Genomic DNA, 12,385 nt, shown 5'->3' on the forward strand with positions numbered 1-12,385 from the left:
CCCAAAGTCCCAGGCGAGATGCTTGCTGGCTTCAGAAGTTCGCAATTTTTGGAGTTGGTCTGCCATCCCTATTCCCCAGTACAACATCCAAGCGAGAGTGAACCAAGCCGCCAGCATGGGTTGCCAAAAAGGCATTGTCGAACCTACTATTGAAGCTTGCCTGATTCTGCAACACAGAGGGAGGGGGTTAATAAGGTCGATTTGAGGACTATTGTTTATTTTGCTCTGCTGTTGCTGGCCAGTTCGTGCCGATGTCTTGCTATTAGTCCCGGCACATGCTCTGCCGGCACTCCCGTCACTCAGTTCCGCCTGATGCTGGTCCCGGAGCATGGCCAGCCTCCGCTTCCAATCAATTCGGTCAACGAGGTGCTGCGCGGTGAGAAGCTGAAATACGAACCGCCATCCGCCGATCAGAAAAGTGCGCCCAGAGGAAAGATCACCGTTATCCTTGTTCCCGCATCGAGCGGCCCATCCAGCAAGATTGAAGTCCTCGATCCCAAACCCGCGAATGCGGTTCAGGAATGGAACGTACCAGCCCGCGCGTCCATTGTTGGCGTGGTTTATGGACCTCATGGGCTTGATGTCAAGAAGTTCAATTCTCTCATCGAGCACAACCAAAACCTGATACCGCAGCTTGCGGATTATGCTGAAAAGGCTGCGACGGTCGAAGCCCTGGTTCAGACCCTTTCAAATTACGAGCAATCGCCGCCGGCCAGTCGCGATCTTGATGCCGTGCTTAAGGGATTTTCGTCGCAGTATGGAGTTTCGCTGCCCTCGATCAATTCGACCGCTCCGGCAGACCAGCAAGCCTCACAGTTGCTGCACGCCGTCGTTCCGGTGCTTTCTTCGTACGATCCGCTGGCAGAACGGAAAAGTTCGGCGGCGCTCCAGCAGTCCGCGGGTGTCGCCGCCTGGGTAGCGGCCTTGTTCTGGGGCAGCACTCCCGTCGGGTTGGCGGCGGGCGGAGCCTCATTGCTGCAGAATATGATGACCCTTATGTTTCCTGACACGGACTTCCGCGCCGCCTTCGCGCAGACCACAAGCTCGAAGAATTTGGAGCTTTGCACCACCCAGAAGCAGCCTGCCAAACGCATGCGGACGGCTTTCTTGTGGGTGCGGCGGGTCCCCAACTCCGGCCCGCCGGCGGCAACGCTTCCTGCGACGGCGTACGTCCCGCTTGACTGGAAATCGGAGGTCCAAGTGACCTGTGCCACCCGGGTTCAACTGAGAGACCTCTCGCGCGCCCGCGAATGGCGGCTGGTTTCGGATGACCACCACTCCTCCGTCCCGGTCGATGTTACTGTGGGTTCTGCCGCCGACACCTTGACCTTGGACCTCTCGAAGGCAAGCCTTTCGCCGGGCAAATACAAGCTGGCTGCCCTCTGGGACTGGACGCCCTTTGATGTCGGCGGAACGCTGGAACTTCACAAGTTTGCCGATCTGTCTTCGGCAAAGGTTGAGCAGGAATCTGAAGACAACCTTGTGCACGGAAGCGGAACCGTTGCTGTCAAGCTGACCGGACCCGACTTCGAATTCGTGAACAAGCTGGCCCTGGTGCGGGCGGGCAGCCAGAACGCCACGGCGAAAGACCTGAGCTTCACGCTTGACAAGGGTAAACAGGGAGGCGAGCAGAAGGCCCTGCAGACGGAAGTTGACACTTCAACCCTTGAGCCGGGGCGGTATCTGCTGATGCTGACTCAGTTGAACGGGGCGATCCAGGATGTGCCGCTCACCATCCATCCGCCGAACCCACAGCTTTTGGACTTGCCGCTACGCGCGAACCTGGGTGAAACGACGCAAACATTGACGCTTCAAGGCTCCGGCCTCGATCGTATTACCCGGATTACAAGCGATGGCGTCGAGTGGGCCCTTGCTCCGGAGCCAGAGGGCGAAATCAAACAGCGCAAAGCCACCCTCCATCTCGCTCCGAAAGTACACAAGGATGAACTTCTGAGTGCCAGCCTTTACGTTCGAGGAATTAGCAAGCCGCTGCCGGTTGCGGACATGGTTCACGTGGTGGGTCCGCGCCCGAGAATCACGGACGTGCGGGTCTCGTTCCCGAAGGACACCTACATCTCGCTGGAAAAGAATGAAATCCCAGCAGGCTCGGTGGTCAGCTTCGCCATCGAGACCGAACATATGGGGCCGAGCCCGGTTCTCGCCCTGGACTGCAGCAATGACAGCGATACCCGTCAGACGCTCACGTTACATCCCGGCGACAGGAATGGACCAGCCCAGCTTGATTTCGCTGGCAGCGGAGCCCTGTTTCTTTCAGTTGAACCCGGCGTGGTGGGCCAGTCGGGGTGCACGTTGGCCGCTACCGTAACGGACCAGACGACCGGCAGCTCAGATCCCTATGCACTTGGTCGCGTCACAAGGTTGCCGCAGATCACCAAATTCACCCTGAGCGATCAAAAAGTAGAAGACTCGCTTTATGCCGGGACGCTCACTGGGCAGGACCTGCAGATGATCGAAAAGACCGGGTGGGGTCCTGGAACAGGCTACCCGGTGCAGGGTATTCCTACTCCTGTTCCTGGAAGCGCCCAGTCCCAGACCCTCAAGATTGAAATGCCCTGGCCTCCGCCCAGCCCCCACGCCCCCATTTACATCTGGCTGAGAGGCGAAAATACAGGCAGATTGACCGAGGTGCAGTACTAGCTGCTTGTTTGGTGGGCGCCGAAGTGAGTTCTGCTCTCCGGAAAAATTGGTCCGGGCATCAGACAGGCAGGCTCCAGCCTTTGGCGCCTCGATTGTCGGGCAGGAGAATGGAGTAACTCGACTCCACGCCTTTTTCTCGCAAGACCCGGCAGATGGCCTCGCCCACCTCAGGTGCGTGTGTTTTGGTGAACGCCAGAATCGATGGTCCGGCGCCGCTCAGGCACAGGCCCAGCAAGCTCGAGTGTTTCAACGCAAGAACTTCACTCAGGCCGGGCATCAACTCCGCGCGGTAGGGCTGGTGCAGGCGGTCGTCAAAGAGACCCGGGTGGAAATCCACCTTGCCTGAAAACATCTGTGCTGACAGCACTGCGGCCCTCTGGATGTTGTGAGTTGCATCTGCCCGTGAATATTGGGCCGGCAACACGGCGCGGGCCTTTTCTGTAGCAAGCGCGTAATTGGGAATCACCAGCACCAGGTGGAACAAGTCCGGTACGGGAGAAGAATAGGCCACCACGCGCTGCTTCTCCTGCATCGCCACGGTGAAACCTCCGTGCCACGCCGCCGCAACATTGTCCGGGTGCCCTTCAATCTCGGTCGCGAGTGAAACCATCTCGTTATCGTAAAGCGCCCGCTCCGTAAGCCAGTGGGCCGCTGCGATGGCGCCAACAATAGCTGCCGCGCTGGATCCCAGTCCCACGCCTACCGGAATCTGATTGTTGATTTCCAGGTCGAATCCGTAGTCGTTGCCCCATCGCTGCAGGATCTTCTTCATGCTGGAGGCAATCAGATTATTTTCGTCGGAAGGGATTCTGTCCGGATTCGTGCCCTTGTAGTGGACACTGACGCCGAGGTCAGACCGCCGCGTTACGTGGATGTCGAGGTAAAGGTTCAGGGCCAGCGCCGCACAGTCAAAGGCACATCCCAGATTGGCGCTGGTGGCAGGAACTCGTACTGAACCGCGCTGGGGCATGGCCTTGCTGCGTCCGGGGAAGAGTGGTTCGGTCGCTTATACTGCGGCGCCACCGGCGATGGCAGGAATAAGCAGTATCTCATCGCCATCATTAAAACTGTACTGCGAGCCTCCCAGGAAGCGAATATCCTCATCATTGACGTAGATATTCAGAAAGCGTTGTGGCGTGCCGTCCTCGGCACAAAGCACCTTCTTGATGCCCGGAAACTTCTGATCGAGCCCGTCGAATAATTCACCGAGATTCTGGGCCGCTGTGTCAACGCTTTCGGCGCCATCGGTGTATTTTCTCAGCGGGGGTGGAATACGAACTGTGATCTGCAATCGAATCTGCCTCCAGTCTTACAAGTGTCTGTGATGGTCCACAATGCCTCAGTCGGCGCGTCATCCTTCTGCGCTGCGGCGCTTCAGGCGCTTGCCGCCGCGTGAAGTTTGAGGTAACGGTCCTCGAAATCCGCCAGCTTCGGCCGGATTGCTTCCTCGGCGCTGATGGCTTCCCTTACGGCCCCAATGGTTTTCAGTCCGTTTCCGGTTATCGCCAGCACTGTTGATTCATCGGGATTCAAAGTGCCATTTCGGATGAGCTTGCGCGCCACGGCCACGGTCACACCGCCCGCGGTTTCCGCGAAAAAGCCCTCAGTCTCGGCCAGCGATCGAATGCCTTCAACCACTTCGGGGTCTGAAACATCCTCCCCCGCGCCGCCGGTCTCCTGGATCACCTTGGAAGCATAAAAGCCGTCAGCCGGGTTGCCGATCGCGAGAGATTTTACGATCGTGTTCGGCTTCTGCGGGACGATTTCGCAGGTACCGTTCCGGGCAGCCGTGGTGATGGGAGAACATCCAGTGGCCTGGGCCCCGTAAAACCTGGTTGCCGCCGGCTCAATCCACCCGAGCTTCTTGAACTCTCCAAAGGCCTTGTGGATTTTTGTGATCAGCGATCCACCGGCCATAGGAACCACAATGTTCTGTGGTACCCGCCAGCCAAGTTGCTCCGCGATTTCATAGCCGAAAGTCTTCGAGCCTTCAGAGTAGTAAGTACGCAGGTTGACGTTCACCATCCCCCATGAGTACTTCTGTGAGATTTCGCTGCAGAGCCGGTTCACCTGGTCGTAATTCCCGCTCACCTTCACCAGAGTGGCGCCGTAAATTTGTGTGTTGATGAGTTTTTCCGGTTCCAGATCAGCCGGAACGAAAATAAAACTCTTGAACCCACCCGCTGCCGCCTGTGCGGCAACGGAGTTTGCCAGGTTTCCGGTCGAAGAGCATCCAACGGTCTCAAAGCCAAACTCTCGCGCCTTGCTAAGTGCTACGGCAACCACGCGATCTTTGAAGGAAAGGGTGGGGAAGTTGACGGCGTCGTTCTTAAGGTACAATTCCCGTACTCCCAGTGCCTTGGCAAGACGCGGAGCCGCTACCAGGGGCGTGAACCCCGTTGAGTGTCCCACAGCAGGCTCGCCGGTCACGGGCAGTAGTTCCTTATAACGCCACATCGTGGGCAGTCGCGATTCCACCTGTGTTCGGGGGACTTCCGCCCGGATCCGCTTGTAATCGTAAACCACTTCCAGGGGTGCCCAGCAATTTTCGCAGGCAGCGATTGGCTCAATCTGATAAGTCTGCCCGCACTGTCGGCATTCCAAAAATTTGAGATAGCTCACATTTCCTCCAAGCGTCGCTACGGTTCCAGAGTGGCTTGGGGTCGGTAGGAGATTTGGAGAGGGCAAACTAAAAAAGCCTCCCCGGTTCTCATCGGGGAGGCTCATACAAAGACTTACGTCCCCTTCTCATCTCCCCCAATCACGGGCGGGAGTTAGCACCTGACCCCGGACTTACTTCCCGGGCGGTTGCCGTGGCGTCTTAGGGCCCGTCCCTCGGCCACTCTGGATGAGATACAGGTCTTACACAACCAAATTGTAGTCTCCACTCTAAGCCAAGCTCAGCCGTCTTGTCAACTGGATTGCGCCGTTCTGTGACACTTTTGTCATGTGTCAAGGCGACTCTACAAACGATCCCGGTCGGGCATGCTTTTTGAAGAACGTGAGCCACTCCCGAGCCGAAATTCCTCTAACACCTTTTGCAGTCGTCTTTTGGACGTAGTCGCTCATAACCCCATAGCGCGCTAAACGTCCAAAGTTCTTTCCGGGGTCATACGCTGCCCGATCGGAAATCTTGTCTTTCTTGAGTGGATAAGTTTTGATGTCTACTGCGGGAACGACGCTGCTATCGCCTTCGGCAGTTCTTTCATGCTCCCAGTAGTAATTTCTGTGCTCGGCGGCGTACCGACCTATTTCCACAAATACATCGTAGACCACAGGAGAGCCGGAAATCACGTTTGAAAGTACCCATGGCACTACCACAATTAGGTCCCATGGGTTACAGCAGCCAGGATTGACGGTGAATCGGAAGTTCGGCATGCCTTCATTGTTGAGAAGATACCAGCCCTTTAACTCGATACCGAGAAGAATTTCGGTTCCGTTGTTCTTTTTACGTAGCAGCACGTCAGGGAACGTTTGGGGCTGGCGGACGAACCCATATGTCTCATAATTTTTGTCAGGGTCCCACACGGACCGAATACGATTTAAGGTTTGGACAACCTCATCTTCGATGGTTGCTCCCAGAGCAGCGGCAAGCGTGAATACGTCAGGTGCGAGCATACCATCGATTGTTGTCGGCGAACTGAAATGGCTAGGAAGAGCAAAGATAGCTTCCCGTATGCGTTGCCACAGCTTATAGTGTTCCCATTTATCGGGTTCTTTTCTCACCGGAAGGGCGGGTCGCTTTGGCATGGTTATTAAGTCTTTCAACGGCGGCGGCGTAGAACTCTGGGAGTATTTCCGCCGCATAATATTTTCGGTTAAGGTCACAGCAGACAACCGCTCCTGGACAAAGGCCACCGAAAGGCTCCCAAACGACGTCACTTTCATCGGTGCAGGTTCGGATGAGTAGCTCGATTAGGCGGCGGGGTTTCTGGCTGCCATGCAGACTGGCGAATTTGTAACGCATTCCATTGCGCTGGCCCTGAATGCGCTCGATGCCAGACACTTGCGGTTCGCGCCACACATTCGTGACGCCCGCTTCGCACTTAAATTTGGCGCGTAATTTCGACCAGTCGGTTGCGCTGATAGGAGCTAACCTGTCGGTGCTGAAGTAGGGTTTCCCTTCTGGCCTCCCGTGCTCGTTGGCAAAACGAGCCAGTTTTTCAAACGCTTCCGGAGGCGGGTAATACCACAGGTGGTCCGCAGTAAGGTACTTGCGCGTCGCAGCATTCGCGACTTCGCACGCTTCGTTCGCCAGATGGAATGGAAGGCCCGTGCGTTTCCATTCGTAGCGGAGCCAGTCCTGCATAGAAAGACTACAGCCCGCAATTTCGAATCGCGGCGGCTTAATGTATTGGACGCAAACCTCTGTGACAACAGGCAGTTTTCTCAGTGTCTGAGTGTTAGAGTTACCTGCGACATGGCTCATTCCCTTATCCCAAACGTGACACGCGCGGTACTCCCACTCATTCCGAACGAATATAGGATGGACAGTTGCCCAGCCAATCTCAGTACACCAGAACCAAAGCGTTGTTCGCGGAGTTGAATACTTGGACCATTGCTCGATATGCGGCTTGTACCACTCAGCTAAGTTACCATGGGCGGGCAGATCTCCCGGAAAGCCAGCGACTCCGTAGGGCCCATCGACGATGATGCAGGTCGGAGCTGGCCACTTGCGATAAAGGGTCTCTGCTGGCTGGAAGTATATGGTTGATTCCCGTACCTTAGATTTTCCCTCATGGTTCGGCAGACGGTTCCGCTCCTGCAGCAATCTGCCGTTTCCTGCGGGAGGCCCGAACAGACCTGGGATGATTTGGGCAGTTTTGTTCAGGATTTTACTCTTCATTGACATCACTTTAGCTTCCCAAGTTTATCTCAAAAGAGGTGTTTGTTCCAACAACCAAACGCTGTGTCATTGGTCTAGTCTGCGGGCTTTGCTTCCAAGCCTTCAAAATGTGTATTCGTCGAATAAATGCCCAGCCATGATGCTGATTTAGGAGGTCTACTCGTAAAGCAAAGGCAGATACCCGCACACGGGGCGCGGGAATATTTCTGAGCGTGCCCCGTACGATGAGTCTCAGGAACCGGTAATTACTCTTTCTCCGCTGCCACGGAACCGGCTGAAACATTCCAGCCGTCGATAGCCACATACGGCGTGGCGCCTCGTAACGCATCCTTCGAGTAGCTGGCAGTAATCTCCCGCTCCTCGCCCGGCATCAGCTCAAAGTAGTTGTCCTGCCACAGCACCGGGAGGATCTCTGGGCCGCGGTCGCCCTTGTCAATGCGGAGATGAGTAAAAAAGGCCAGGTGCGAAGATCGGTTCCTGACTGTCACGCTGGTCACCTCAATTGGGCCGTCCACACGCGTGGTCGCATGGAGGTTCAGGCCGACCTTGGGCAGGTCCTTCAGCGCCGTGAAGTCGGCATAGCTGCTGACCGGCGTGTAGTACCACCTGGTCTTTGACCAGTCGAGAACATCCGGTTTTGTGGAAAGCCAGTAGAAGTTTGTGCTCGCCAGTTTTCCGGCTGAATCCTTTAGGGTCAGGCGGATGAAATACGTGGTCGAGAGGCCCTGAAGCTTGGGAATGGGAAAAACGCGCGTGCTGCTGTTTGGAGCGATGTTGACACTTCGCTCCCGGGAGAATTCCTTTTTCAGATTGATGTCATAAACCGTGGCGCCGACCGCAAGCTTTTCATACGGGCTCAAATCTGAGTTAACAACCACCACGGAACGGTCATCATAGGAGTACTGGACGTGAAGCGGTTCGCACGCTTTCTTCGTGCCGAAATATCCACCCGCCGGCCGCAAATAATAGTCGTAGAGGTGCCAGATCAAGCCCGGCCAAGCCGTGTTCAGCATCCACTGGATCACGCCCGTAGAAACAAATTTATTCCGGCGGTAGCCCTCAAACATGGCTCGCTCGCCTTCATAGGTCATCAGTTGCGCTTTCTCGGCGTAATCTGCAACCCCGGTTGCCTGGCCGTAACGCTCATCGAGTGCTTTATTAAAAATGCCCATGCTCTTAAATTCGCCCCCGCCTGCGTGGAAGTCCCACACGGGGTTGATGGGCCAGAGGTCTTTTGCGGGCATCATCATCCTCAGAGAGGATAGCGGCGGCACAGCCGGACCGGGGCTGATCTCCGTCGCAAACCCAAAGGCGCCTCCGTTCTTCGTATCCAACAGCCAGTAGTTTGGCGGAACCCAGTCGTAAGGACCGTTCATCTTTAATCCTGAGGGGCCGGTCAGAGTTGTGGTCTGCGCGGTCGCCGAGGACTGGTACGGATTCGGCCAGTGGGATTCCGCCAGTACCTGCAAATACATCTTCTCGACGCGGGGAGGCGGCGCGTTATCACTTCCGTACAGCCAGTCCAGCATGCAAGGATGATTTCGCACGCGGCGGATCTGGTCTCGCAGAGAGTCTTCCGCCACGGTGTAATCTTCCGGTTTCCAGGTCTTCCACTTTTCCCAATAATCACAGCAGCACCACCCCGCCTGCACTAGAATTCCGTACCTGTCGCACAGGTCGAAGAAATGTTTGTCAATAATCTTACCTTCGAGGCGGATGGTGTTCAGGTGCATGTCCTTAACGTATTGGATTTCCTCTTCCGTCCTTCCCGGATCGAAGCGAAGCATCATGTCGGGGGCCCATCCGGCGCCCAGGATCAGGATGGATTTGCCGTTCACCATGAATTCCTGGTAGCCATGTGCATTCAGCTTGGAGGTGATTTCACGAATGCCGAACTGGGTCTCGTTGCTATCCGACTCCGCGCCGTCAGCCTCAAATTCCATCTCCAGGTGATAGAGATTTTGAGGCCCCATCTGCCAGGGCCACCACAGGCGGGGATTGTGGAAATTGAGCTGCGAAAAATGGTCCGGGAGGAAGTTGACCTCGCGCGTTTCATGGGGTTTCAGTTCCACCTCCTGCTGAAAGCTGACATCGCCGATGCTTCCTTTTAGAACGCCCCGGACGGCATCACCGGATCCATTTGCGAGCTCTGCGCGGACGGTCAGATGTGCGACATCGAGGCTCGGCAGGTCGAAGTTCGTCACCACCTGAGGATCACGCAACGCCACGGGCCCCGTCGCTGTCACGGTAACTCCCTGCCAGAGTCCCATGTCCTTGTCAGGGGGCGCCGGATTCCAGTCCACCCAGGTGATGCCGAGATCGTCGGCGCGCTGCGCGGTAACCTCGACGGCAAGCGAATTCGTTTTCCCCGGCAGGGCCTCGTCCGTCACATTGAAATCATAGGTTCGCCACATGCCGACCACCTGGTCGGGCCCTGCAATCTGGTGTCCGTTCAGCCAGATGGTGGCGCGATAGTTGATGCCCCCAAAGTGCAGCCAGATCTGCCTGCCGGCGAAGTTCGCGGGCAGCGGGAAACTGGTCCGGTACCACCACGGCACATTAAATGGGCTGTCAGGCGGCATCGGAAGGTTGGAAAAATTCTTGCCGATGGGGTAGGTGGTGCCGGGAATCTTACGAAGGTTCATCCCGAAATAGGGATCGCGATACAGGTTGTTGTTAACCAGCGCCGCCAGAACAGTGGAAGGAACGCTGGTTGAGTACCAGCCGGAGGGCTGGAAGCCTTCCTGTGAAATGACATCGCCCTGCTGCGGCACTTGCGCGGAGGACTGAAGTTTCCAACCCGTGGCCAGATCCAGGCGAAGCGGCGTGCCGTTGCCCGAGGCTTGCGCTCGGAGACCTGAACTCAACGTGATCAGCAGTGAAAGAAGGAAAAGGCAGACACGTAATCGCAAGGCACCCTCCCCGGGCCACTCGGTTCGTTGGTCTTCGGTTTAATCCGCCATTATACAGCAATCATCCTGGGAGGCAGTTTTGCGACGGCGCACTAGATTGCCTTAGCGCGACACGACCGGCAGCACCAGGACGGAAAGATGCGCACTGTCGTGGTAGACCACGTTAGTCGCCTTCGCCCACCGCTTGGCGCTCTCCGGGCTGTTTCCGGTGTTAGGGTTGCGGTCAAACCGCGGAAAGTTGCTGCTGGAAACTTCGAGCCGAAGCTTGTGCCCCGCCTTAAACACGTTACTGGTTGACCAGAGGTCAATGGTAAATTTGTAGACTTGGCCTGGGTTCATGTACTCAGGCTTTAGCTGTGAACCCCGGTAGCGGGCACGGACGATGCCTTCCGTAAGATTCTGCGCAAACCCGTTGGGCCATACGTCCACCAGTTTTCCCGTAAAGTCGGTATCCACTGCCGACGAACTGGCATAGAGCTCCAGCTTCACCGGGCCGGTAACCTCAAAGTCCTGCCTGAAGGCGGGAGTGGTGAAGACCAGCACATCTGGCCGGGCTTCATCAGGGCGCTGGTCAACGGGGCCTGGCATAAGGTGGGCGGCATCGCAGCAGAGCGGGCCTCCGAGGGTGGGCACAGGGTTCTCCGGATCGTAAACATACTGATCCTTGGGCTCCGATTCCGGGGCCTTCGTGGAAAGGCTGCCGTCACCTGTCAGAAGGTTTGAGTGGCCGCCGGAGTGGAGGTAGTATTCGGCGTTCTTTGCGCGTGCCAATGGCCAATCATCTTCGTCTCGCCATTGGTTCTCGCCCAGCACAAAAATCCTGACCGGCTTTTCATTCTCAATTCCGTTGTTGCTGCCCTTCAGCAGGTGGTCGTACCAGCGCAGTTCGATTTCATCCAGATCGAAGTCAGCCTGCGGCCCGAAATCGACCTCGCCAATCTTCCTTCCGCTGCCCGCATGCCCGCCGATCTCGACCATCAGGCGGGTTTCATTGCGCGCGGCTTCCGTACCGCCGTGCGCCCTGATGCCGATATAATTTTTTAATGAGCCGCCCTGGAAGATGTCATACCAGGCAGCAACAATGTACGCCGGGACTTTGATGTCCGGATAGTGTTCCTCAATCGCCCAGCGTTTCCAGTAGTCGTCGTAGGACGGGTGCAACAGCCAGTCGATGAAGTAAGTCGCCAGCGCGCCCAGGTCTGTGGGCCAGGGCGAAGATGCGCCGAAATTGAACAGCGGATATTGGCTGAGAGGGAGAGTCCACATGCCCTCCCGCGCATTGGTTGCAGACGTAACCCTGCGCTCAAGGGTGTTCTGTGCTAAGCCGGACGTCCACGACTCGTTGAACCACTGCTCGAACGCTCCTCCCTGGTAGGTCCAACCATCGTGATAATTTGAGGCTGTCACCTCTGGAAAGATTCCGGCGAGGTGCGGCGGATGCACGATCGCGGTGAGCATTTGCGTAGCGCCCACGTAGGAACCTCCCACCATTCCCACCTTGCCGTCGGAATATGGCAACCCGGCTGCCCACTCCACCGTATCGTAGCCATCTTGCGATTCGTGCATGAAGGGATACCATTCGCCCTGCGAGGTGTACCGCCCGCGCACATCCTGGACGATGGCTATGTAGCCGCGCTCCGCGGCCTTCATCGCGAAACCGAGGCTGCCATCTTTATTGTAAGGAGTCCTCTCCAGGATCACGGGAAACTTACCCTGCGAGTCCGGCCTGTAAATGTCTGCATACAGCACCACTCCGTCACGCATGCTGACCGGAACATTGCGTTGGATGATGACGTGATATCGCTCCGCGGCGCATAGGGGCAGGACCGCTGTCAGCATCAGGACAGCCATCCCAAGTGGCCAGCGAGAGGTTCGCTTCATGTTGTGCTCTCCCAAAGATGATTTGCAGGGGGATGCCAATGCTCTGTCCAGCCCGCAAGGCGGCAAGTATATGTCACAAACGCCGGCA

The 12,385-nt window shown here is 56.7% G+C and carries 8 protein-coding genes and 1 riboswitch; of the genes, 1 reads left to right on the forward strand and 7 read right to left on the reverse strand.

Annotated features, from left to right (window positions below; all coding sequences use genetic code 11):
• Window positions 1–201: 201 nt before the first annotated feature.
• Window positions 202–2,658, forward strand: a complete 2,457-nt coding sequence (locus VFQ24_17920) for a hypothetical protein (GenBank protein ID HET9180237.1) — start codon at window positions 202–204, stop codon at window positions 2,656–2,658.
• A 58-nt stretch (window positions 2,659–2,716) separates the two neighbouring features.
• On the opposite strand, the gene thrB is transcribed toward VFQ24_17920, so the two are convergent.
• The 7 genes from thrB to VFQ24_17955 form a co-directional block, all read right to left on the reverse strand.
• Window positions 2,717–3,628: a homoserine kinase gene (thrB, locus tag VFQ24_17925; GenBank protein ID HET9180238.1), complete on the reverse strand. Its 912-nt coding sequence runs from the start codon at window positions 3,626–3,628 to the stop codon at window positions 2,717–2,719.
• Between the two features lie 36 nt (window positions 3,629–3,664).
• A complete protein-coding gene (locus VFQ24_17930; GenBank protein HET9180239.1) occupies window positions 3,665–3,949 on the reverse strand; it encodes a MoaD/ThiS family protein in 285 nt (94 codons plus the stop codon).
• An 83-nt stretch (window positions 3,950–4,032) separates the two neighbouring features.
• On the reverse strand, window positions 4,033–5,280 hold the full coding sequence (gene thrC / locus VFQ24_17935; GenBank protein ID HET9180240.1) for a threonine synthase: 1,248 nt from the start codon (window positions 5,278–5,280) through the stop codon (window positions 4,033–4,035).
• 123 nt (window positions 5,281–5,403) lie between these two features.
• A riboswitch (SAM riboswitch) is annotated at window positions 5,404–5,513 on the reverse strand.
• Between the two features lie 97 nt (window positions 5,514–5,610).
• Window positions 5,611–6,408, reverse strand: coding sequence for a hypothetical protein (locus VFQ24_17940; protein ID HET9180241.1), 798 nt, complete (start codon window positions 6,406–6,408; stop codon window positions 5,611–5,613).
• Window positions 6,365–7,504: a DNA methyltransferase gene (locus VFQ24_17945; GenBank protein ID HET9180242.1), complete on the reverse strand. Its 1,140-nt coding sequence runs from the start codon at window positions 7,502–7,504 to the stop codon at window positions 6,365–6,367. Before VFQ24_17945 ends, VFQ24_17940 begins: the two co-directional genes overlap by 44 nt.
• 245 nt (window positions 7,505–7,749) lie before the next feature.
• Window positions 7,750–10,416: a glycoside hydrolase family 2 protein gene (locus VFQ24_17950; protein HET9180243.1), complete on the reverse strand. Its 2,667-nt coding sequence runs from the start codon at window positions 10,414–10,416 to the stop codon at window positions 7,750–7,752.
• A gap of 102 nt (window positions 10,417–10,518) precedes the next feature.
• Window positions 10,519–12,297, reverse strand: a complete 1,779-nt coding sequence (locus VFQ24_17955; GenBank protein ID HET9180244.1) for a CocE/NonD family hydrolase — start codon at window positions 12,295–12,297, stop codon at window positions 10,519–10,521.
• Window positions 12,298–12,385: the final 88 nt, after the last annotated feature.

Source organism: Terriglobia bacterium (assembly GCA_035712365.1).
Classification (GTDB): domain Bacteria; phylum Acidobacteriota; class Terriglobia; order UBA7540; family UBA7540; genus SCRD01.